The following is a 23546-nucleotide window of genomic DNA, read 5'->3' on the forward strand; positions in this document are numbered from 1 at the left end:
CCGCGGCTGACTCTGCTTGATTATTGAGGAGAATGGAGGTCACTGACTACAGCGGGAGTGTTCCTCCGGGAGGTCATATCGACAAGATGCATCTTAGCCCCGCAGCGCTCTCGATAAATCCCGATCTGGGCAACGGCTTATGCTGCGCTTGCCATCCACCTATACCAATGTTTAAGCGAGTCAACCACGAGAATGATTGGCACGAAGCGCGGGCGCAATCATTATCGGCTTTATGGCTATGTACACTGAAGATTACCCCCTGTTCGCGGAGGCGCAGTAACGCACATCTGAAGCTGGTGCACTTTCCCCATATTCCAGTTTGATCGATGACCTCAGTCAGTTGAATTTCGCAGACGCGGATGACCGTCGAGCATTCCCTCCGACGCTGGCATATTAGCAAGGCATGGGCTCTTCGGGCTTACTACGCCAGCAGAGCACGGCGGATTAGCACTTCCCTTGCAAGAGGCCGTTGACCTCATCTCCGCCACCGCATCTTTCGATGTCTCGGCTGCCTCTACCTCGTGATTCATAATTTCCTGGCCTTGCCCTGCATCGAAGCGGCACCGCACATCCCTGAACAAAGGCATGTCATGTGGGGTGCAACACGCGGCGACCTTTGCGCTTTCGCTTTGACGGAGCCTGGAGCTGGCTCTGCCCCGAGACATATAGAGACGTCGGCTTTCATGTACGAAGATAGAGTTCGTATCTCTGGCCGCAAGATTTGGATAGGCCTTGCTGACTGGGCTCGCTGGATCGTTTGCTTTGCGCGCGCCTCTGGTCTCGATGCGAAAGGTCGGTTGGTTGGTATACTAGTTGATAGGCAGGCTCCGGGCCTAAAGGTCACGCACGAGCATCGCACGCTCGGTCTACGGGGCATTATTCAAAATACTCTGGAGTTCCAGGATGTCGAGGTGCCAAGTTCTTACGTGCTCTCTCGCGATCGCGACGGCTGGGGAGCCGCAGCGTCTAGTATGAACCGTGGACGTATCGGTGTGGCTGCTATGGGTCTTGGAGCCCTTGAGCGCGCTATTCAGGTCGCATCCTCATATGCATGCCACCGTCGAACTAGGTAAGCTGCGCTTGATTGAAAACAGCTATGTCGAGCATTTATTTGGACAAATGGTACTCCGGCGGGAAGTGGTGAAGGCAATGCTGAGTGCATCCTGCCGACTTGTCTCAGCGCAGGGCGCACCGAACGTCCATCTTGCGTCGGCAACGAAGGTTTTGTCGTCGGAGTGGTGCGGCCTCGTAGCTGACCAATGCGTCCAATTGCTAGGTGGCCGTGGTTACGATGAGGGAGCGCCTGTAGCTAAGATCTATCGAGACGCTCGCATTCTTCGTATCTTCGAAGGTCCGACTGAAACGCTCCTATCACATCTCGGCCGCTGCCTTCTCTCTAAAGCCACACGTAGCGAAATAGCCGAGCTTTTTCTGGCTCTTGGTGCGGCGCCAGTGCACGCTGCTGCGATTGAGGAACTCTCAGGGCTCAATGAATCAGACGGTGCTGTGCTAATCTATGCGGGTTGGCTCACTACACTAGGACTGGCACAAGCTGTCACGTCTGCTGGTTACTTCTCCGCCTCAGGATGTGCCGCAACCGCGGCTGACCTAGTCAGTTGTGAATTAGCAACCCTCCGTGCTCGCGCGCCGAAACGGTCGTCTTTCGAAGGCCGCATTCGCGCTCGTCAGACTCTGAATACCTTTCTTCAAGACGCAGCTTCCTCCATCCGCTCACCAGTCCTCACTGATGATTACCTCAGATTGGTACAGTATGTCTGATATCTAGCTACTTCCCGCCCCAAAATTGATCGGGACTTTTCCTGGCTCAGAATCGTGAGGTTTGCTGAAGAGTGCAGGAGCGACCTGGTTTCTCTGTTATCCTCTATGGATAATCCTGAATCATTTCTTACGAAGACTCGACATCGAACCCTTGCGGCCCGCGAAAGCTCGTGGACCGGCTTCCGGTCACGAGCTGCTGGGTGGCACGCTGCTGAGCGCGTCGTTCGTGACAAGAGCGGTTGTCCGAAGTGCGCACGAGGCGAAGGATACAAGTTTTTCGTTTTGACGGGAACCGTATCGCCGTGAACGGACGGGGGCAGTTCAGCGTGCGTCGCCAGCTCGTTGCCGAGCCTCGCCGCTGGCTGATCAACTACCAGGAACTCAATGAGGCGATCGAGCCGGTTTGCCCGCGGATGCACTCAGGGGCTGCCCCATGGCTCGCAGCAGGTCCTCCGTCGATCGCACATGAATCAACAAAGCGAGCAAATCGTGTGACCGTCAGCCATCACTCACGCTTATCGGTGATCGCCGAAATATGGCGATGTTCTATCGATTTGAGATTCTGCTCAGGCTGTTCGGCGAGTGATCGTTCTGTAAACCCTCGTATATGTTTTGCAACCCTTCATATATAGCTCGCTTACCTCTGTAGAGTTGAGCCACCTTCTGGTTGTTTGTACTTTCGAGGTCGAATGATTGGAAAGCAATCGATGGGTGGGGCGCGATGCCTTAAGCTGACCGTTTGCTGAAGCTTGTTGCGTGACATCGAGGCGTGAGGACGAAGTTAAATGGAAGTACGTGAGCCCATCTCCGCGTTGGAGATCCATCAGCACATTGTTTCGCTTCTGCAGAAGCCAGATCCAGTTATTCTGGACATTGGATGCTATGACGGAGCTGACTCGCTACGTTTTCTTCGGCTTTGCCCTGAGGCTCAGCTCTACTGCTTCGAGCCGGATCCCCGCGCGATTGCACGTTTTAAGAAAAACATGGATCTCTATGTTCAGAAAGTGCCTCTATTCGAGATCGCGATCAGCGATCGAAATGGCAGGGTCGACTTTCACCCAAGCAACGGAGACGGAGAAGCGAAGGATTGGGCCCTCTCTGGATCGATAAGGCGACCAAAGAACCATCTTGCCGAGTATGATTGGGTTCGGTTCGATAACCCCATCTCGGTTAAAACGCAAAGGTTGGATGACTGGTGCAGCGAGACCAATCTGAACAAGGTTGATTTGATCTGGATGGATGTGCAAGGAGCCGAGGCAGATGTCTTCGCTGGCGGCAGGCGGACATTGAACAATACGCGGTTCATCTACACCGAATACAGCGACAAGGAGCTTTACGAAGGTCAGCTGAGCCTTCAAGCCCTGCTAAAGCTTCTACCTTCATTCGAAGTTGTGGCCCAATATCCTCGCGCGGTGGAGGGTGATGTATTGCTTAAGAACGTGAGCCTTTAGACCAAACGTATCCGCTTCGCTCATGCTATTGGCCTTAGCCGCTGTCGTCGGATTGATGACCGGGGCCGTTGCCGGCTTGCGAGCTGCCTCAATCCCCTGAATGCGAGCGTCGCGATGGCGTTTACCGAGCTTTTCATCAAACGTCCGGTGTTGTCTCTCGTCGTGAGTCTCTTGATCCTCCTGATCGGACTTCGCGCGGCCACCGTGCTGCCGATTCGGCAGTATCCCAAGCTGTCGAACACGGTCGTCAATATCACGACCTCCTATCCTGGTGCCTCTGCAGATATGATACAGGGGTTCATCACCAGCCCCCTGGAGCAGGCGGTCGCTTCCGCCGAGGGTGTCGATTACATTACGTCCTCCTCGGTGCTCGGTACCTCGACGATCCAGGTCTACATCAAGCTCAATTTCGATCCCAATGAGGCGCTCACCGAAGTGCTCTCTAAGCTCAACTCGGTCAAATCTTTAATCCCAAAGGAATCGAACGATCCGGTCGTTACCAAGTCTACCGGTCAAACCACAGCTGTCATCTATATCGCCTTCTCGAGCGAGGAACTTACAGCCAGCGCGATCACCGACTATCTCTCCCGTGTGGTGCAACCGGTCATGTCGACCGTAGACGGTGTCGCGTCGGCAGACATCCTGGGTGCTCAGAGTTTTGCAATGCGGCTATGGCTTGATCCCGTGAAAATGGCGGGGCACGGGGTGTCGCCGGCTGAGGTTTCGGCTGCAATTGCCGCCAACAACTTCCAGGCCGCCGCCGGCCAAACCAAAGGGTATTTCATTCTCTCCGACGTCACAGCCAACACTGATCTGCGGAGCATCGATGACTTCAAGCGCATGATCGTCAAAGCCAATGACGGCGGCTTTGTGCGCATGGAGGACATTGCGACGGTCGAGCTTGCGGCGCAGAGCACAGATACCAGCGTCGCCATGAACGGCGAGCACGCGATATTCATCGGCGTGCAGGCGAGCCCGCAAGGCAATCCGCTGACGATCGTGCGAGGGGTCCGGGCACTATTTCCTGAAATGGAGCACAACCTGCCGCCATCGCTAAAGATGAAAGTGGCCTACGACTCCACCAAGTTCATCCAATCGTCAATCGATGAGGTGGAGAAGACGCTCATTGAGGCCGTCGTGATCGTGGTGATGGTGATCTTCCTGTTCCTGGCTTCGCTGCGGTCGGCGATCATTCCCGTCGTCACCATTCCGCTGTCGCTCGTTGGCGTCTGCAGCACAATGCTGGCGCTGGGATTTTCATTCAATCTCCTGACCCTCCTCGCGATGGTGCTTGCGATCGGTCTGGTGGTCGACGACGCGATCGTTGTGGTGGAAAATATTAATCGCCATCTGGAAGAAGGCGCGCCGCCCCTGGAGGCCGCTACGAAGGGCGCACGCGAGATCGTTGGCCCCGTCGTCTCCATGACGATTACGCTGGCCGCCGTGTACGCGCCCATCGGCTTTCTCGGCGGCCTCACCGGTGCGCTGTTTCGTGAATTCGCGTTTACGCTGGCGGGTTCTGTGATCGTGTCGGGCGTGATAGCGTTGACGCTGTCGCCGATGATGTGCTCGGTCTTCCTGAAGAGCGCAGAGGAGGGGCGGTTCGCGAGATTAGTGAATCGCGCGTTCGGCGCCATGACACGTTGGTATGGCCGCAAGCTCGATCGCTCGCTCGACTATCGCCCGATTACCGGGCTGTTTGCCTTGACCATGTTGGGCCTCGTCGGTTTTCTCTACATGCATTCTTCCAAGGAACTCGCACCCGAAGAGGATAACGGGATCGTATTCGCACTGACGAAGGCGCCGAAATACGCCAACATCGACTACCTCGACTATTACGGCGCTAGAGTTGACAAGGCGTTCGAGAAATTTCCTGAGACCGATTTGCGCTTCGTGCTCAACGGCATCAGTGGTGCGCAAGCTGGCATGGCCGGCATGTTGCTCAAGCCTGGGGACGAGCGCACGCGATCATCAACGGCTCTCAAGCCGTTGGTCCAGGCTGAGCTGTCAAAAATCGAAGGCATCAACGCCTTTGCCTTTAGCTTGCCGCCGCTTCCTGGCGGTTCAGGCGGCTTACCAGTGCAGATGGTGATCAACTCAACGCTAGGCTTCCAGTCCGTCTATGAGCAGATGTCGATGCTGAAGGATGCCGCACGCAAGAGCGGTCTGTTCATGGTCAGCGACTCTGACCTCGAGTTCAACCAGCCAGTAGTACGAATCAAGGTCGATCGGTCCAAGGCCAACGATCTTGGCATCACCATGCAGAACATCGGTAGCGCGCTCGCAACCCTGCTTGGCGGAAACTACGTCAATCGCTTCAACCTGCAGGGCCGATCCTACCAGGTGATCCCGCAGGTGCCGCGCGAGAAACGCCTGACGCCGGAATCACTGGGGAGCTATTATGTTAAGACTGCTGCGGGCTCGATGCTGCCGCTGTCAACCGTGGTCTCCGTCGAGACTGCGACCGATCCTAACGCGCTCACCCACTACAATCAGCTCAACTCCGCGACCTTCCAGGCGGTGCCGATGCCTGGCGTCACGATCGGTCAGGCTGTGGACTTCCTAGACGGAGAGGCAAAGAAGTTGCCCGCCGGCTTCGGTCACGACTTTCTTTCCGACGCCCGCCAGTATGTGCAGGAGGGTAACCAACTCGCCATCACCTTCGCGTTTGCGCTCATCATCATTTTCTTGGTACTTGCGGCGCAGTTTGAAAGTCTGCGCGATCCTTTCATCATCATGATCAGCGTGCCGATGGCAATTGTCGGCGCCTTGATCCCGCTCTTCTTTGGCGTGGCGACGATGAACATCTATACCCAGGTTGGACTGTTGACGTTGGTCGGACTGATTTCCAAGCATGGTATCCTGATGGTCGAGTTCGCCAATGAGCTGCAGCTCAAGGAGAGACTCGATCGCCGCTCGGCTATCGAGATGGCGGCGCGAGTTCGACTCCGTCCAATCTTGATGACAACGGCAGCGATGATCGCGGGCCTCTTACCCTTGTTGGCCGCAACGGGCGCTGGCGCCGCGAGCCGCTTCTCGATGGGGCTCGTGGTCGTCGCCGGCATGTCCATCGGCACGCTGTTCACGCTGTTCGTGCTGCCAGCGGTCTATGTCACGATCGCGTCCGATCACCGCGGTAAGTCCAACCACGCCGATAACGCCGCCGAGTGCGACCTCGCCGGGGCAACTGATGCCCAGCTGGCCAAGCTATGACGCTGACGGTCACCCGCTTCGCTTGATTGCTGCTTCTGGGTATGGGCGGTGCTCGCCGGCCGCGCTGACTTGAACGGCGGCTACAATTCGTGGCGCGGACGGGCAGGAAGAATGATCCGCGGCTGCTGCGCGTCATCTCGATCTTGCCTGAGGTGGAGGACTGCATCGCTAGGAATACGGCCGCTTCCGGGCCGAATGCCTCAACACTCACTGGTTCCTCAGCCTTGCGACGCTCAGGAAAAAGTGCTGACTAGGCGCAGATAAGACAACGAAGAATGGCCCCTTGGGGCGACAACAGACCCCCGATTGTGCTGCAAACCCACCTCGGCGCGGCCAGCCCGCCAACGTGATTAGGAGCAAAAACGCTAGTTGTGGGTGGTCCAAAGTTCGGCTCGCTACAAACGCGACATTAGGTATCGCACTCTGGAACTGTGCTTCTCGGCCGAGCCGTTTCGGGTAGCGTCTTCGTACTGCACGTGAGCGCTTTGACGGACAGTCCATACGACGGCCATACCTTGCGCGACGTCATTGACCGCACCGAGACATTCACTGGGCTTCCGATCGACTGGCCCTAGGTCAAGGGATGCCGCGGTTACCACGTGCGAAAGCCTCCTCGTCTTCATCTCCGGTCAGAAGCGCGGCGTTCTTCGGCGCCATCGGCGCGAGCTGCGCCGCCGCTCCGCCATCGAGCCCATTATCGGACGCCTTAAGCCATAAGGTCACCTTGGCCGCTGCTCTTTGAAAGCTGCGCAGGCGAGGCGGCGGATGCGAGCGATAGAGATCGAACAACCTAACGGTCTTAAGCTGAGAACAGATCGCCACAGAACTGCTCCCGCGAGCGCGTCTCCGTTAAGAAGTCTGATTGAGCTTGGCTGGACGGGCGAGCGTTCGCCATATTGTCGCGCGCTAACGTAGTCCTCTCAGCCCCGGGGGCCACGACTTCCGCCGCGTTCTCGCCTGACTCAGAGAACTCTCGTGCCCGTTCCGATATCCCTGTCCTGTGCGTGCCCATTTTGATGTTTACTCACTCCGACCTTACCCAACGGGCAATCCACCTATCGGCTCGGTTACGCGTTGTGTCGAAGTCAACTACTAGCCTTGGCAATTGATTGAGGTGGCGGACACTGGCACTTCGTGAGTGTCCCGCGTGTCGGCGGGATGCAACACAAATCTGGCCACGGCGACCCTGATGGGTATGCTGTGTCCTTGCCTGCAGTCGTGAAATGCAATCTTTGGATTTCCTGGAACACCGTGATGGACTCTTGTGCTCGTGGACCGCTCGCATGCACAGAAGCCTCATGACGCGAACTGGACGTGATTGCCGTGCACGAGGCCAGCTTTGCGGTGAGTGATCTTGCGGAGAGGCCCTCCGCGACCAGGATGCGACGATGAGCAAATTCTTCTGGCGCCTAATGGTGAATGCGGCGAGGCGTTCCTACGTGCATGAGAGGGCCGGGATTCAGCGGCAGGCCATGAAATCAATTCCGACAGACTTTGGCTGCTGGCGAGGAGCGCCTCGCATGGCGGAGGGATGGCGCCCGAATGCCGGTGCTCAATCGCGCTTTTGCGAGGCGGGGCGCAGTCCAGATGGTACCGATTTGCGTATCCAGCTTGACTGGATTGCGGCATGACGGGTCTGGATGACAAGGGTCCCATCGCAATCCGGGCGGTGCTTCCGTTCGTTTTTCGCCACTGGTTCCGCCAGCCCTACCGCGTCGCCTTCGTACTTCTTGGCTTCCTCGGGTCAACGGCGGCCGACCTCTTCATGCCGGTCTACTCCGGCCAACTTGTCGATGCATTGACGTTAGGTCCCCAGAGCCCGTCGGCACAACATGCGGCGCTGGCCGCGTTCGGCGGTATCGTCGCGCTCGGACTCGTTTCAGTGATTCTGCGCATCATGGGTCTGCAGGCAATTGTTCCGTTTACGCTTCAGACCATGTCGGACGTGGCGCGCGAAGCGTTCATGCGCGTCCAGCGGTTCTCAACCGATTGGCACGCCAACTCTTTCGCTGGGTCGAGCGTGCGAAAGATCACGCGCGGCATGTGGGCGCTCGACCAGCTCAACGCTACCATCCTGATGTCCCTATTGCCGTCCCTGACGGTATTGGTTGGTTCGATGATCCTGCTCGGGCTGCGTTGGTCTGTGCTGGGTGGCGTGATCGCGATTGGTGCAGCAATCTATGTCGGGCTAACGATGACATTTTCGCTTCGCTATATCGCGCCTGTTGCGCGAGTTTCCAACGCCTGGGATACCAAGGTCGGCGGCACGCTTGCCGATGCGCTGACTTGCAATGCTGTGGTGAAATCGTTCGGCGCGGAAGGGCGCGAGGATGCTCGGCTCGCCCGTACCGTCAACTGCTGGCGCAAGCGGCTGCGACGAACCTGGCTGCGCTACAACCACGCCGCCCTGTCTCAGCACTCGCTTCTGTTGTGCCTTCGGGCATCGGTGATCGGCGGCTCGGTGCTACTGTGGATGAAGGGGTTGGCTTCGCCGGGCGACGTCACCTATGTCCTGACCAGCTACTACGTGATCCACGCATATCTGCGCGACGTCGGGATGTACATCAACAACCTCCAGCGCTCCGTCAATGACATGGAGGAGCTCGTCGCGATTAATGACGAGCCAATCGGGGTGGTGGATGCACCGGATGCATGTCCTATTGCCATCGACGGGGGCGAGATCGTATTTGACGACGTCACCTTCCAGTATGGCGGCGACGGGGCGCCGCTCTATGACAAGTTATCCGTCGATATAAGCGCCGGCGAGCGGGTTGGTCTAGTCGGCCGCTCAGGCTCGGGCAAAACGACTTTCGTCAAGCTGGTGCAACGTCTCTATGATGTCGCGGGCGGCCGCATCCTAATCGACGGTCAGGATATCGCGCTAGCCACGCAGCAATCACTGCGCAGCCAGATAGCCGTCGTACAGCAGGAGCCGATCCTGTTCCACCGCTCGCTCGCCGAAAACATCGCCTATGGTCGTCCCGGAGCCGATATGGGGGCGATCGAACGGGCAGCACGGCTCGCCAATGCACATGAGTTCATCCTGCGCCTGCGCAGCGGTTACGGCACGCTCGTCGGTGAACGCGGTGTCAAGCTCTCAGGTGGTGAGCGGCAGCGCGTCGCGCTGGCGCGCGCCTTTCTCGCGGATGCGCCGGTGCTGATCCTGGACGAGGCGACCTCAAGCCTCGACTCGGAATCGGAAGCCCTCATCCAAGAAGCGATGGAGCGGCTGATGAAGGGCCGCACCTCTCTTGTGATCGCACATCGACTGTCGACGGTGCGCAGCCTCGATCGCATCCTGGTGTTTGATGGCGGCGTCATTGCCGAGCAGGGGACGCATGCTGCCCTGACTAGGCGGCCCGCCGGCATCTATCGGCGGCTGCTTGAGCGCCAAGCCACCGACTTCGGCCGGGTCTCTGCGGCGGGCTAGTAGATTTTGATGGCAAGGCCTGTCCTTGAGCTGGGAGGCAAATCGAAGGTTCAGCCCCGGTTTCCCGCAATCCTGTCAACCGGTTCGTCTCCCTCAGACGCGTGGTGTAAATTGGTTGCGCACTTCGCCTTTGCAACATTGCAGTGGCGAGGACATCGAATGGGCGCATTGCCAAGGTATCGAGGTTTACTGTCCGCCTCCCAACTCCAGGAGCGGTGTCGATCCCTTTTTACCCCGGAGCAGCGACGGTCCTGGAGTAGCAGCCTGGCGTGCCGCATGGCCAGCGAAGCCGGCAAGGCTCAGTACCAGGCCCGCACGATCTGTGAATGCGTTCGTGCCCGATGGCGGAATTGGGACTTCAGGCAATTGACCGCGCGCGCGTCGGCGTCTCCAAGGAACGCATCCGTCGCATCAGGGAGCTCGCCTCCAAGGTCGAGTCCGGCGGCGAGCCGATCATCCAGGATGCCGCCTTCCGCGAGAAGCTGGCGGCCTGCGAGATCGAGCTGAAGGCGCTGGAGCTCACGCAGCTCCGCGTCGTCGCCGACGAGGGCAAGCACGGCAAGGGCAAGCCCAATCCGGCGTCCTCGGTGCTCAAGATCAAGGGCTCCGAGATCCAGCAGACCACGACCGAACTGCTCATGGAGGTCATCGGCCCGTTCGCCGCGCCCTATGACGTCCACGGCGACGACGGTTCGAACGAAGCCATGGACTGGACCGCCCAGATCGCGCCGAGCTACTTCAACAATCGCAAGGTCTCGATCTACGGCGGCTCCAACGAGATCCAGCGCAACATCATCGCCAAGGCGGTGCTGGGGCTTTGAGGGACGCAACAAACGGTGTCGTCCCCCGCGAAGGCGAGGGACCCAGTACGCCGCGGCGGTCGTGGTTACGGCAGACGGTTGCGTTTACTGGATCCCCGCCTTCGCGGGGATGACCGTCTGAGGACAAGGCGACGGCAGGCAAGCAAGGAACCTGCATCGATTTTTGGAGAGACAGATGGATTTTGATTTGACCGAGGGGCAGCGGCTTCTCAAGGACAGTGTCGACGGCCTCTTGACCGACTGCTACGATTTCGAGAGTCGCAAGAAGTACATGAGCGAGAAGGGCGGTTGGAGCAAAGCCGTCTGGGGCAAGCTTGCCGAGCAGGGGCTGCTTGGCCTGCCCTTCGCGGAAGCCGATGGCGGCTTCGGCGGCGGCGGCGTCGAGACCATGATCGTGATGGAGGCGCTCGGCAAGGCGCTGGTGCTCGAGCCATATCTCGCAACCGTCGTGATCGGCGGCGGCTTCCTGCGCCATGGCGGATCGGATGCGCAGAAGGCCGCGCATCTGCCCGGCATCATCGACGGCAGCAAGACTCTAGCGTTTGCGCAGCTCGAGAAGAACTCGCGCTACGATCTCTTCGACGTCGCAGCCTCGGCGAAGAAGAAGGGCAGCGGCTGGGTCATCGACGGCGAGAAATTCGTCGTGCTCAACGGCGAGAACGCCGACAAGCTAATCGTCACCGCCCGCACCAAGGGCGACCGCCGCGACAAGACTGGTATCGGCGTCTTCCTGCTTCCCGCCGGCGCCAAGGGGATCGTCAAGAAGTCGTATCCGACGCAGGACGGCCTGCACGCTGCCGACATCACGTTGATCGGTGTCGAGGTCGGCGCCGATGCGGCGATCGGCAATCCCGAGGACTCGCTCGCTCTGATCGAGCGCGTCGTCGATGAGGCCCGCATCGCACTCTGCGCCGAAGCTGTCGGTCTGATGGATGCATCGCTCAAGACCACAGTCGAGTACATTAAGTTGCGCAAGCAGTTCGGGGTCCCTATCGGTTCATTCCAAGCGCTGCAGCACCGCGCGTCCGACATGTTCATCGCGACCGAACAAGCGCGCTCGATGTCGATGTTAGCGACTATGGCAAACAATTTCGAGGATCCGCAGGACCGCACGACAGCCATCGGCGCGGCCAAGGTGCAGATTGGCAAGTCCGGCAAGTTCGTCGGCGAGCAGTCGATCCAGCTGCATGGGGGCATTGGCATGACCATGGAGGCCAAGATCGGTCATTACTTCAAGCGCCTCGCCATGATCGAGAACACGTTTGGCGATTCCGTTTTTCATCTTCGCCGCGTTAATGACAGCAGCGCGTTGTGTGATCTACATTGCTCAGGCGTTGCCTGAGTTTCACCTTCGATGGGGGGCTGACAGTCCTTAAGGCAATCCCATACGTGGAAGGAGTAGGCAGAGTGAGACTTCTGGACGAGATCGCCAGTTGAAATAGGGAAGCGGACGATTCGCCACGGCAGCCGATTCGGTAAAATAGAGCTGTGGAATGAACTCTCTCCTTCTGCAATGATCTGCGCATTACACCCTTTCAGCTCGCCAGCGACACAAAGCATCTCCGGCCTACTCACATATACCTCCCGAAGCGCGACGGCTGAAATATATCGTGCGGACACGCGCCCACAAGATCGGTTAAAACCCTTTCGCGGGTGCCTCCAGCGAAACTCAACTAACCGATGTTGGTCATAGCAATGGCCAAAACGTTTTCGAAAGGCTTTGCCGAGCTTTCAGGCGCAATCCGAGGCGAGGAATAGAGCTTCGAGTGCATTCTCGCTTGGGCCGACGCAGTCACGCGCGACTTGGCTCGTGCTTAGTAAGGAGGACTCGAAATTCTGGAAGAAGAAGCGAGGACGATCTATACAAGCAAATGCTCGGAGCGTCGTGGCACTGAGGGAGGTCATGCGTTATCACCGCATATGGCCATTACATCGGATCGGAATTTCGTAAACTCGATGGGGCAATCCTTTTTGCGCAGGAGCCATGATTCAAGAATGAAGGATCGAACAACGCCGCTCGAGGAGCACACGGCAATACAAGAGGGCCAGCGAGATAAAACAGCATCTCTGACCGCCGCTCTCAAATCTTAAGCTAAGCTAGCGGAGCCCAAATATGCCGATCAGCAAAGGACCGCAGGCATTTCCACGAGCAGAGTACTTGCGACGGCTTGCCGCCGTGAAGCAAGAGATGGAGCAGCGCGATACCGATACCCTATTTGTGACCGATTCGAGCAATATGACTTATCTCACTGGCTACGCGGCGATATCTGCTTATGTGCCACAAGGGGTTGTGGTTTCGATCTACGACGAGGAGCCGACGATCATCTTGCGTCGAATGGACACTCCGGCAGCAATATATCAGACATTCCTAGAACGAGATAAGATCATTGGCTATCCGGAGGCGTTAGTTGGAAGCTCCGATAAGGACGGATACGATGTAGTGATCGATTTCCTCAACGAAATCGGTTGCGCAAGCCGCGCGATAGGGCTCGAGCTGAACAGCCTACCGGCGCAATCCGCAGAAAAACTCAAGACGCGTCTGCCGAACGCAAAGTTCGTGGATTTCAGTAGAGCGGTCACTTGGATCCGAATCGTGAAGTCCGATCTCGAAGTGGAGGTAATTCGAGAAGCCGCCGCGATCGCCGATGCGGCGATCTTGCGCGCCGCAGAAGTCATACGCCCTGGTCTGCGAGAAGCCGATGCGATCGCCGAAATCGCTGGGACTCTAGCTCGCGGCGTCAACGGCAAAATCGGAACAAGGATCGTCAACATCAACCTATGCTCTTCGCCGCGGACGGGTACATCTCATATCCTTTGGAGCGAAGACATCTTTCGAGAGGGATCTCAGATCAATATTGAACTTGGTGGCGTGCGCCATACTTATTGCGGTGCAATTATGCGAACGTTTTCGATAGGCGCCCCCTCTGACCGCTTGCGTCGCCTACATGATGCGGAAGCCGAAGGTCTTGAGGCCGTGCTCAATGTGGTTCGGCCCGGGGCGACCTGTAGCGACGTCGCCAATGCGTTTTATCGTTCGATCGAGAAGCGTGGGTTCAAGAAGGAGTCCCGTTGTGGATACCCCATTGGGATCAATTGGATGGAGCACACCGCCAGCCTGAAAAATGGAGATATGACAGTGCTGAAACCTAACATGACGTTCCATCTTATGCTGGGGAACTGGATTGAAGAGGACTTTGGATATGTGCTTAGCGAGACCTTTAGCGTTACTGAGACTGGCATCGACGTGTTGACGCGTGCGCCACGCAAAATTTTCGAGCTTAGCTAAATGCTTCTGAACCTGCCAGCCCCGTCGACGACGGCGGGTAAGGCGGTGCGGTGAACCTTGAGCGCATCGCTTGACCCCAGATAGTGATCAACTGTCAATGTCCCAGCGGTTGAGCGCTTACAAACCTTGCGAATCGTTCTTCGGACCAACGTCCGAAAAACATCGCACCGCTTCAATCTCGTTCTTCTTGCCTTCTTTTTTCTTCCGGCGCCGATACACAAAACTGCGGGAATGGCCGCCATTAAGGCTAACCGACCTTGTTAAAACGGTCGCGGCGCGAGGCGAGTGCATCAGTCTAGGGCCGCGAGCCTATCCCGCGCCCGAACCGGGCCAGCTAGACCATTTGCCGATCAGGTTGCACTATCCTGTGGCGGGAAGGTAGTTTTGGATTCTGCGGGCGTGTAAAAGTCAATGATGCGCCAATGGCTTCTCAGAGGCCTAACAGGAAAACCAGCCGGGTTAACTTGAGCTGGTGAGTCCCAGACGAGCGTCGCTTTCGCTGTGGTCGGGATCAGAATCGGATCGCCGCTCAGAGCGCAATAGCCATTGATGAATAACGGCTCGATAAGTTCTGTGCGTCAAGTGAATTGATCATGGGGTTCGGCCGAACCATCCGCTCGGAGGCGCCGTCGCTCGCTTGCCCAAAGCGGAGCGCTGGCAAGGTGGCCGAGCCTGACTGGTCCGTTATTGCCCGCGAGCTCAAGCGCAAACCGCTTCAGCGTGTCACGTACCGTCGTCGGCCCGAATATAGCGCGAACAATCTGGGTGGGGAGCCGTATTGCCTCATGTATTGATGCGTACAGCCGTTGCTCCAGCTCGGCGTCGCCTATCGCTTACGGGACCGGCCATGCCAGACCCGCGCGCCACAACATCCCAATGACATGCGGGGTGCCAGCGGAGGAGGCCGGGCGCTCCGAAACCCCGGCCATCTCCGCACCCGGCCTCCTCCTCAACTCCTCAACCCAAGCCAGGAGCAAAATAAATGAGGCAACCGATCGCGCCCGGGAGCCTCATACCCTGGCGGCATTTTCTCGCTAGGAGCGAACAGCAGCGCGTTCGCTTGCTCGCTGCGCCAGGATTTCAGCCGACGTTGAAGCGTTCGAAGAAGCTCGTTCGGATAGGCTCCAGGATATTCCTCCTGCAAGCGCGAGAGCAGTTCGCTGCCAGTCCGCCAAGGCTCGGTTTCAAACCATTTTCGCAAATCTGGCGTTGCTCGGATGAGCGGGTCGGGACGACGTCGGCCTCTCTTCGCCTTCACGAGTGGCCGATCCGTCGGTCGCATGGCTCCGTCCTTCCAGGCCGTGCGCAGGCTTGCCAGGAAGCGATCGATCGATTGCGATGCCGCAGCAGGATGGCCGATTGGTTGGGTGTCCGCGAGGGCCGCGAGGCACTCCTGCACGCCGCGGATGTCGCGCAACAACGCGACTGGATCGAGAGCGGCATAGATTTCTTGGAGATGATGGCGGACTGTAGCGCGACGATCTGGGAGAGAGGTGCGCGACAATCTGGATGAGAATCTGGTGTCGCGGCGGGTGTGATGATCGCGGCTTTGATTGACGCGCGCAAGTGCTTTGTCAGGTTGATTGTCGCGGCGCGTCAATCAGGGGCGATATTGGCGGGTGTGGCGTAAGACGCTGGGCGCCCAGGTCCCTTTTTGCGCTCAGCGGCCTCGCGGCGTCGGTAGCTTTCGACATTCATCTCGAAGATGGTGGCGTGATGAACGAGCCGGTCGACCGCGGCGAGCGTCATAGCGGGGTCCGGGAAGATCTTCCCCCACTCGCCAAAGGGTTGGTTGGCTGTGATCAGCATGGAGCGCCGTTCGTAACGGGCGCTGATGAGCTCGAAGAGCACACTGGTCTCGGCCTGGTCCTTGGTGACGTATGCGAGATCATCGAGGATGAGCAGGCCGAACTTGTCGAGCTTGGCCAGCACGCTCTCGAGGACGAGGTCGCGGCGGGCCTGCTGCAGCTTCTGGACGAGATCTGTGGTGCGGGTGAACAGCACCTCTGTAGCCGTTCTCGATGAGGGCGAGACCGATCGCCGAGGCGAGATGGCTCTTGCCGGTGCCGGGCGGGCCGAACAGGAGCAGGTTTGCGCCTTTCTCCAACCAGGTGTCGCCGGCGACGATGGCCATGACCTGAGCTTTGGAGACCATCGGCACGGCGTCGAACTCGAAGCTGTCGAGGGTCTTTCCGGGCAGAAGGCGGCCCTCTGTGAGGTGCCGCTCGATGCGGCGGCGATCGCGCTCGGCCAGTTCGTGCTCGGCGAGCACAGTGAGGAAGCGCGCGGCGGGCCAGCCCTCCTTGTCGGCCTGCTCGGCGAACTGTGGCCAGATCACCTTGCTGGCGGGCAGTCGCAGCTCGTTAAGGAGCAGGCTGAGCTTGGCGGGGTCAATCGAGGCGCTCTTCATGCTGCGTCTCCCAGGCTGGCGCCGATGAGCGCTTCGTAGGCCTGAAGCGGCGCCAGGCGGACGACTACGTTGGGTAGGCGCGCGGGATCGGGCGCGAAGCGGGCACGCAGCGCGGCCATGTCGGGGAGCCGGTGATTGTCGAGGCAGATGGACAGCTCCTCGGCCAGTTCGCTCTCGCAGCCGCGCTCGTGGGCGAGGCCAAGAAGCTCGACCATGATGCGGCAGGCCTGGCGCTCGGGCAGACGCTCGACGAGGAGATCGAAAGTCCGCCGGTAGGCCTCGCGCGCGAAGAGCCGATCGCGATAGACCAGATTGAGCAACGCCATCGGCTTCCTTCTGAGCGAATGGATGACGCGCCGGTAGTTGACGACCTGGTCATGCTTGCCGGACGGGGAAGCACGCCCGCGCGGCAGCGTCATGAGATGCGTGCCGCCGATGAAGACGTCGAGCCGATCGTCGTAGAGGCGCACGCGCAAGCGATGGCCGATCAGGCGCGAGGGCACCGTGTAGAAGACCTTGCGCAGCGTGAAGCCGCCTGAGGAAGTGACGCGCACGCTGAGTTCCTCATAGTCGGTGGTGCGCCGCTCAGGTAGCTCCCGAAGCTGGGCGCGCTCGGCATCGATGCGCTTGGCGTTGCGGGCATTGCGGCGGCCGACGATCTCGTCGACGAACGGCGATAGGAGGCGAGATCATCGAAGTCTCAGCCTCGACGAACCCCGGCGCCGGATCGTTCCAATCTGCCGACGTCCGTATTGGAACACTGCGACGCAGGGAATGCGCTGCGTGCCGCCGGCGCCTGCGTCCTAATTTTTCTCGGATCCGCACCAACGCGCGATCGATCGTCGCAGCGCTCATCGCCAAGAGCTTGGCGCGGATCTCGGGGGAAAGGTCGAGGTGGCCGTGCCGTTCCATTGCCTCAATCAGCGCTGGCGTCAACGCTTTCAGTCGCTTCCCGCAGATCCGGTCTGACGCTTCCCAAAGCAGCACGAGCGCGTTGTGTTCCGCCTCATTATAGATCCGACGTCGCGCCCGTCGGCCTGCGCTTACGTCTTCCTGGCCTCGAAGTAGACGCATCGCATGTTTGCGATGGAATCCGGTGATGTCGACGAACTCGTCTAATATCCGCGCCTTCTTCGCACGATCCGAACGCCGATAGCGCGCGCCCGCCGCCGCCGTCAGTTCCTTCCGCGTTGCCATGCTCAGCCACCCCATCTGCGCCCCCGCTCGTTCCCGATCCAGGGGAGCAATTTACGTGAGGCAAAGGCTCAGCATCCGGTAACAATTAAGGCGAGGCAATGCGCCGTCTTCCGCTGTTGACGCGTTTTCGACGGAAGCCAGCTCTTGCAGAATGGCTAAGAGGAACGACCGCTGCAAGCCGTGACCGAAGCGCAAGATGCTTCCTTTGAATAGGCCTTCCTTGGCTTTGATGGTTGCCCTGGGCTCCCCCATCAAAACAGACTTCTCACTGCCCTGCAGCCACTCAACCATGAGACTCGCATCTGGATGCGCGAAGACGGCAAGCCGCTTGGCCAGGCTGTCTGAGATTTCCTGAAGCGTGCCCTGCTCCGCCTCGAGTAGAGCGTCGTACTCGGCGCGGGCGCGCGTGCGCAGAGCCTCCAATGCATCGTCAAAGTTGACCTTCTGACGCACCGTTCGTTGAGGCAGTTTGCCCAACGCGGTGTTTCCGGCTTCTTCGGCTTCTGCAGACGCTTCCTTGACGGCCGGCAGATAAATCCACTGCACGAAGGGCTCAAGCTTTCCCTTGCTCTTGCCGACGCCGTAGAAATGATCGCTACTTCGCTGAATTTCACAAATTTCTGGGCGGGCCTCCTCGTAAGATCGAAGAGCATCGATCATGGCGGCCTTGGTGGGCTTTTTCCCGATATCAGGAAAATCAGCCAATCCTTTCGTTATCTCGAAGAAGCGGGCGCGAAGAGGCTCGACCGTCGCTTTGTTCTTATCGTCATCAAAGAACGGAGCGAATTGCTTGAAGACAAGCCGTTCTCCCCATTGGATGACAGGAGCCTTAGCTGTTTGAGGCTCGAAAACCGCAACTGAGGTGATCACCAGCTCGCCATGGCGCACGTAGTGCGTTAGCGCCCCTTTAGCTGCCTCGCTGAGCTGATCGAATGTGACAGTGATCTGAACGGGAATATCCGTGTTCCCGCCGTGGAAATCCTCTGCCGTGAGCGTTGCTACGTCCGTTGGACTGCTCGCTTCTTGAAAGAACACGTTAAGCGCGGACAGCATCGTCGATTTTCCTGCGCCGTTGGGGCCAACCAAACAGGTGCATGAGCCGAATGAGACTGTTTCGTCTTCAAAGCCTCTAAAATTTTGCACGCGAACGGCTCGAATTCTTATGTCGTACTCCGGAGTAGCAATTGGCTATCACTGAACGGTCCAAATCGGGCAGACTCGCTAATGTCATTTCGATACGCGATGTCCAAAGCTGGAATGCTGCTCATGAGAGCGATGCTCGCAGAGAATCTGCGTGTGTTGGATCATTCGTGCAGTTTGGCCCCTTGATTGTGGAAGGAAGCTCCTCAAGGGACGCGACCATGATCCTGATGGTAGGCGTTCGGCACAGCCGAACAACAGTCCGCCAGGCCGTTAGCTCAACAGGCGGCGGATTGAGTGAGCGGTTGACTCACAGCGCTGCTCGCTGCAGCTGCCATTGACGCACTTGCCGCGCAGCTTGATGACTGCAAGCCTCTTCGTTACATCACAGTCCGTGCAATTTGGAGGTCGTGCCGTGGCAATGGCGATCGTGAAGTGTACAATCCGACGTGGCATAACTTGATCAAGCCGAAGATGGAAGAGCTGATGTCTTCGTTCACGTCAGTGCAGTTTGAAAAAGCAGGCTGCAGCGGACTGGAAGAGGGCGCTCGGGTCAGTTACGAGCCTGAAGGCTGGTCGCTCGGGCAGAAAGTCTGCCGAAAATATCCGGCTCGGCTTGTCTGATCAATTTGCAAAGAAACTTGCAACCGACGGGGCTTCTCTCAACTTGCAGGCTCTCGTATTATTCAGGGTGCGCAGGACTGTTTACGCGAATCTCGGAGGGGAACTGCGTGCTACTTCGCTGACACGGTCTTATCGCGTGTGCGCTAACTAATGTTTTTCTGGGGCGAGAGATTGCCAGCGAAATCCTCGCGAACGACCTACGGCCTGGCAATCAGGCGGGGAGCCGTGGCCGCCGGGGCATGGCAGGTGCCGCACCAAAGACATTTCGCTCGCTACGCTCGTGCCTACCCCGGCCGCTCGAAGGGACCGAGAAGCTTCCGATGACCGAGCGGCAAAGATGCCGATTGCTCTGTCACCCGGAAAGCCCTTAGCATGAATGAGGTGTATATGAAGAAACGAGGGGTCCAATAACGGCAGATCATATGACAACAGCCCCCGTAAGAAGAGAGTGTCGGACGACCCACAGAGTTTCACAAACATAGCGAAGCCTGACTGGAACTACTAGGAGTAAGGCGGTTGAGGGCAAAGCCCGGCCTGTATATGAGCACTGCGGGCACTACGCTCTGCAGGCAATGTATCGAACTCGTTCGTTTGCCCATCTTCACAACGTCTCTCTCGCAGTTTTTCGTGCGATCAGCCGCGACTTCGTCGGGGTGATCTGACAGCATAGCCAAAAGCGCTTTCAGATCGCCACAGGCAGCTCGAGCTGCTAGGAATAAGCCCCCGGAAGAAAATAAAAAACCTGTGGTAGCATCGTTCGCTGGATTCCAAATGTTTTCAGCATTGGTCCCTCACTCATGCCAGGGGAGGGCTCCTCTGTTGAAAGATGAGCTCCGCAATTCACAGATCTTCGATCCTTTCGATTCCGCGCCACCTGAGATGGTCACACCGGGCTGCACCAAGCTGTAGACCGCGCTTTTCGATGAGATGGGCAATGAGCTCGTCAGTGTATGCCCGTATAGCTCCCGATGTGACAATATCGTCCAGCGCCGGGACAATCGTTGTCTTGAGGATTGGCAACGAAAATCGCAGTAAGCTTAGCGTCTTGAAAAGTCTTGGGGCGCCTGCGACGCTGGCTGCGCCAGTCTTGCTCATGTATGTAGAAGCCCGAAATACAGCCGCTATCCGACAACAAAATGGCCGCCCCTTGCGGTAGATCGCCGAAGGGCACTACTGCAGCCACATCGGGCGCTTCGCTGGACATCAAATAGCTCAATGCACCCTGCTCGAAGAGGACATCCCCTTCTAAAACAAGGCAGTCTCCAGCGAGCAAAACGTCGCGCGTCAGCCAAAGAGAATAGTCGCTTCCGGTGCAGTCGAATACCGATGAATCGAGATAGTTGATTTTGAGCTCGCCAAAGCGCCGTCCGCAGGCACATTGAATGGCGTCCTTGCGGTAACCGACCACGATGGTCACCTCTCCGATACCAACCGCATCCAGGTTTCGTAAGCGTTATGAATGATCGACGTGCCATTGACCTCGACCAGCGGCTTTGGGCAGAGATCGGTCAGCGGCCGTAGCCGCGAGCCCAAGCCAGCGGCGAGAATGACGGCGCTGTTTGGGACGTTGGGGGTCATTTTCTTCCCTGTCGTCGAATGATCTCGGGCCGCCGCTCCCTGGCGTTGAGGACTGTGGCCAAACGTCTCTGGGTTCGGCTGTTTGGCCGGCTTTCGGAGAAGGACAAACATCCGCGGGCTCCGAATGCCGTGACCGATGGGGCCTCGTGACCGGAGGTCCCGCTCCCGGAGGGGGCGTGTCCCGGGTGGACGAAGCCGGCGCGAGCCGCATCTCGCCGCAAGCACGGGGGCGGGGCTTGGAATCTGGGGCCAAAGGCAGCTCTAAGCATATCGGCACTCGTAGGACCAAGCTTAGTTCCACTCGTTCAGAGTTGCGACCAGGCGCCGCAAGCCTCGACCGAGTAGTTCAAGATCGATTCCATAGGAAAGCCGGAGACCTGTAGGGTCGCCGAATGCTGCGCCCGATACTGTTGCGACACCGGCCTTCGTCAGCAACGCCTTGGCGAAGTCATCACCGTTGAATTCTCCGGGATCGCCGGCGGCGCGCCGCCGAAGCCCGCAGAGATCGAGGTAGAAGAACAAGCCACCCTGGGCAACGGGCGATGGCACCAACTTCAACTTTGAAAGGATCGAAAGTCCGAGTGCTCGCGCGTCCGAGATGTGGCGCTGCAATCCCAATTCGAAGGCAGAATCGCCAGATTTGAGATGATACAGCAGCGCATGCTACGCAATGACATTGGGATTCGATGTTGTTTGGGTTTGTAGAGCCTTAACCGCACTGATAAAGTTTTTAGGCCCGGCGATATAGCCGATCCGCCAGGGCCAACGATTTCGAAAAGGAATTACGATCAATGTACGATCGCGTGCATTGGGGGCAACCGATAGGATCGAATGATGCGTGTGAGGGGGATGAGCGAAAGCCCCGTAGCATTCGTCAAAGATTATCCAGAGGTTCCGATCCCTCGCGAGTTGAGCAATAGCAGCAAGAGTATCGCGGTCGTAGACTGTGCCTGTCGGGTTGTTGGGCGTGTTGACCACGATCGCTTTGGTTCTTGATGTAATGGCCGTAGCCAGATCTGAGGGCCTGGGCACATAATTGTTGTGCCGGCTCTCAATAAAGATTGGTCTGCCGCCGGCGATGATGATCTGCGTCGGGAAAGTCGTCCAGTATGGGGCGGGAATAAGTACTTCGTCGCCAGGATTTAGCAGAGCCAGGGCCGCGTTGAAGAGAGCCTGCTTGGCGCCGCTAGTCACAGCAATTTCGTCTGCTGACCATGGCTGAGCCGTCTCGGTGGAGATCTTGCAAGCAAGCGCCTGACGAAGCAGCCCGATGGGGGCAGTATAGCGGTTGAAGTTGCCCTTGATCGCTGTGATCGCGCCCTCACGCACTGATGGAGCGAGTTCACTCCAGATCTCCCCTGCGGTCAGATCGATGATGCCCTCGCCGCGTGCAGTGCATTCCTTTGCGGCGGCCCTGGCCGGTGTGTGGCCCCACAGTTTCACCAATGCTCTTCGGTGCGCCAACACGAGCTCTCTCCCTTGAAATCTATGGGATCGTTGTTGGGCGGTCGGCGGAAGACTGTCCGACACTGAATAAGGACATACATCAGATCTCGTTCACCTGATGGTTTCCGTCCGCCAGGCGGAGCCCATGCGTTCGCTAGGTGCCTAGAGCGGTTCACGGATTTATTGAATCGGAAGGGATTGAACGAAGCCGCTGGCGCGGCATGTAGGGAGGCATAGCAAGGATTGCCTCCTGTCTGAGAGGATTGCGGGTTTTCGAAGCCCAACCCTTTAGACAGGAGGTTTTCCGATGGCTGAGATCAGCCCACTTCGCCGCCGCATGATCGAGGACATGACGGTCCGCAATCTGTCACCGGCGACGCAGCAATCCTACCTCAACGCCGTAGCGAAGTTGAGCCGATATTTCGGTCGTTCTCCTGACCGCCTCGACCTGGAGGATATCCGTGCTTTCCAGGTTCATCTGGTTGCGACGGGGATGTCCTGGCCGGCGCTGAACCAGATCGTCTGCGCACTGCGGTTTTTCTACGGTGTGACGCTGGGTCATGACACCGTTCCGGAGCGCATCGCCTATGCGCGTAAACCGCGCAAACTGCCGGTGGTGCTGAGCGCCGACGAGGTCGTGCGCTTCCTGGAAGCAATCCCAAGCCTCAAGAGCCGTACCGCGCTGACCACCGTCTATGCCGCAGGCTTGCGCGTATCGGAAGTGGTCCTCTTGAAGGTTGTCGACATTGATAGCCAGCGGATGTTGATCCGGGTCGAGCACGGCAAGGGCGGCAAGGACCGTTACGTTATGCTCTCGCCGCAGCTTTTGAGGATTCTGCGGACGTATTGGCGGCTCACTCGGCCCAAACGATGGCTATTTCCCGGCCGCGACGACGAGCGTCCGCTCGTCCCTAACGTGCTGCACGCCGCCTGCCGTTCAGCCTGTACGGCGGCCGGCTTGAGCAAGTCGGTGACAGTGCATACGCTGCGGCACACATTCGCGACCCATCTCCTGGAGAACGGGGCCGACGTGCGCATCATCCAGGTGCTGCTCGGCCATGCCAGTCTGCAGAGCACGGCGCGCTATACCCAAGTCGCCACAAAGACCATCAGCAATACGCCAAGTCCGCTTGACCGGCTCCGCCTGGAGGTCGTGCCGCCCGGCTGAGCG

Annotated in this window: 13 protein-coding genes and 7 pseudogenes; 11 read left to right on the forward strand and 9 right to left on the reverse strand. The window is 58.4% G+C overall.

Annotated features, from left to right (window positions below):
* Window positions 1-590 precede the first annotated feature (590 nt).
* The 9 genes and pseudogenes from ACNJYB_RS06750 (at window position 591) to ACNJYB_RS06790 (ending at window position 13980) form a co-directional block, all read left to right on the forward strand.
* Window positions 591-1779: pseudogene (locus ACNJYB_RS06750) on the forward strand (acyl-CoA dehydrogenase family protein).
* An 803-nt stretch (window positions 1780-2582) separates the two neighbouring features.
* The gene (locus ACNJYB_RS06755; protein WP_439375482.1) at window positions 2583-3230 is read left to right on the forward strand and encodes an FkbM family methyltransferase; all 648 of its coding nucleotides are present in this window, start codon (window positions 2583-2585) and stop codon (window positions 3228-3230) included.
* A gap of 114 nt (window positions 3231-3344) precedes the next feature.
* Complete coding sequence (locus tag ACNJYB_RS06760; RefSeq protein ID WP_439373254.1) at window positions 3345-6443, forward strand: efflux RND transporter permease subunit; 3099 nt, start codon at window positions 3345-3347, stop codon at window positions 6441-6443.
* 443 nt (window positions 6444-6886) lie between these two features.
* A pseudogene (locus tag ACNJYB_RS06765) lies at window positions 6887-7157 on the forward strand (IS5/IS1182 family transposase); the annotation flags it as partial.
* A 913-nt stretch (window positions 7158-8070) separates the two neighbouring features.
* A complete protein-coding gene (locus tag ACNJYB_RS06770) occupies window positions 8071-9873 on the forward strand; it encodes an ABC transporter ATP-binding protein (RefSeq protein ID WP_439373255.1) in 1803 nt (600 codons plus the stop codon).
* Between the two features lie 139 nt (window positions 9874-10012).
* Window positions 10013-10251: pseudogene (locus tag ACNJYB_RS06775) on the forward strand (IS5/IS1182 family transposase); the annotation flags it as partial.
* Window positions 10245-10694, forward strand: a pseudogene (locus tag ACNJYB_RS06780) (acyl-CoA dehydrogenase family protein); the annotation flags it as partial. The pseudogenes ACNJYB_RS06775 and ACNJYB_RS06780, both read left to right, overlap by 7 nt.
* 175 nt (window positions 10695-10869) lie before the next feature.
* The gene (pimD, locus tag ACNJYB_RS06785; protein WP_439373256.1) at window positions 10870-12036 is read left to right on the forward strand and encodes a pimeloyl-CoA dehydrogenase small subunit; all 1167 of its coding nucleotides are present in this window, start codon (window positions 10870-10872) and stop codon (window positions 12034-12036) included.
* A 771-nt stretch (window positions 12037-12807) separates the two neighbouring features.
* Entirely contained in the window at window positions 12808-13980 is a 1173-nt protein-coding gene (locus ACNJYB_RS06790; RefSeq protein WP_439373257.1) for a M24 family metallopeptidase, read from the forward strand.
* A gap of 949 nt (window positions 13981-14929) precedes the next feature.
* Here ACNJYB_RS06790 and ACNJYB_RS06795 read toward each other — a convergent pair.
* The 5 genes and pseudogenes from ACNJYB_RS06795 to ACNJYB_RS06815 all read right to left on the reverse strand — a co-directional run.
* Window positions 14930-15448: pseudogene (locus tag ACNJYB_RS06795) on the reverse strand (hypothetical protein); the annotation flags it as partial.
* Window positions 15449-15576: 128 nt separating this feature from the next.
* Window positions 15577-16390 (reverse strand): annotated as a pseudogene (gene istB, locus ACNJYB_RS06800) (IS21-like element helper ATPase IstB).
* Window positions 16387-16944: a hypothetical protein gene (locus tag ACNJYB_RS06805; RefSeq protein WP_439373258.1), complete on the reverse strand. Its 558-nt coding sequence runs from the start codon at window positions 16942-16944 to the stop codon at window positions 16387-16389. The pseudogene istB and the gene ACNJYB_RS06805 overlap by 4 nt, the downstream one beginning before the upstream one ends.
* Before the next feature lie 118 nt (window positions 16945-17062).
* Window positions 17063-17602: pseudogene (locus tag ACNJYB_RS06810) on the reverse strand (ISNCY family transposase); the annotation flags it as partial.
* A gap of 36 nt (window positions 17603-17638) precedes the next feature.
* Complete coding sequence (locus ACNJYB_RS06815; protein ID WP_439373259.1) at window positions 17639-18730, reverse strand: AAA family ATPase; 1092 nt, start codon at window positions 18728-18730, stop codon at window positions 17639-17641.
* A gap of 456 nt (window positions 18731-19186) precedes the next feature.
* On the opposite strand from ACNJYB_RS06815, the gene ACNJYB_RS06820 reads away from it, so the two are divergent.
* Window positions 19187-19351, forward strand: a complete 165-nt coding sequence (locus tag ACNJYB_RS06820) for a hypothetical protein (RefSeq protein ID WP_439373260.1) — start codon at window positions 19187-19189, stop codon at window positions 19349-19351.
* Between the two features lie 943 nt (window positions 19352-20294).
* Here the strand turns inward: ACNJYB_RS06820 and ACNJYB_RS06825 are convergent.
* The 4 genes from ACNJYB_RS06825 to ACNJYB_RS06840 all read right to left on the reverse strand — a co-directional run bounded on the left by ACNJYB_RS06825 (window position 20295) and on the right by ACNJYB_RS06840 (window position 22396).
* Window positions 20295-20768: a hypothetical protein gene (locus ACNJYB_RS06825; protein ID WP_439373261.1), complete on the reverse strand. Its 474-nt coding sequence runs from the start codon at window positions 20766-20768 to the stop codon at window positions 20295-20297.
* Window positions 20765-21040 carry a sugar phosphate nucleotidyltransferase gene (locus ACNJYB_RS06830; RefSeq protein ID WP_439373262.1) on the reverse strand — a complete coding sequence of 92 codons (276 nt, stop codon included), beginning with the start codon at window positions 21038-21040 and terminating at the stop codon, window positions 20765-20767. Before ACNJYB_RS06830 ends, ACNJYB_RS06825 begins: the two co-directional genes overlap by 4 nt.
* Before the next feature lie 180 nt (window positions 21041-21220).
* Complete coding sequence (locus ACNJYB_RS06835; protein WP_439373263.1) at window positions 21221-21541, reverse strand: hypothetical protein; 321 nt, start codon at window positions 21539-21541, stop codon at window positions 21221-21223.
* Window positions 21542-21592: 51 nt separating this feature from the next.
* Window positions 21593-22396, reverse strand: a complete 804-nt coding sequence (locus ACNJYB_RS06840) for a pyridoxal phosphate-dependent aminotransferase (RefSeq protein WP_439373264.1) — start codon at window positions 22394-22396, stop codon at window positions 21593-21595.
* 286 nt (window positions 22397-22682) lie between these two features.
* Here ACNJYB_RS06840 and ACNJYB_RS06845 point away from each other — a divergent pair, with 286 nt between their 5' ends.
* Complete coding sequence (locus ACNJYB_RS06845) at window positions 22683-23543, forward strand: tyrosine-type recombinase/integrase (protein WP_439368084.1); 861 nt, start codon at window positions 22683-22685, stop codon at window positions 23541-23543.
* Window positions 23544-23546 lie beyond the last annotated feature (3 nt).

Origin of the sequence: Bradyrhizobium sp. SMVTL-02 (assembly GCF_051853005.1) — a bacterium.
In the GTDB taxonomy this organism is placed as follows: Bacteria; Pseudomonadota; Alphaproteobacteria; order Rhizobiales; family Xanthobacteraceae; genus Bradyrhizobium.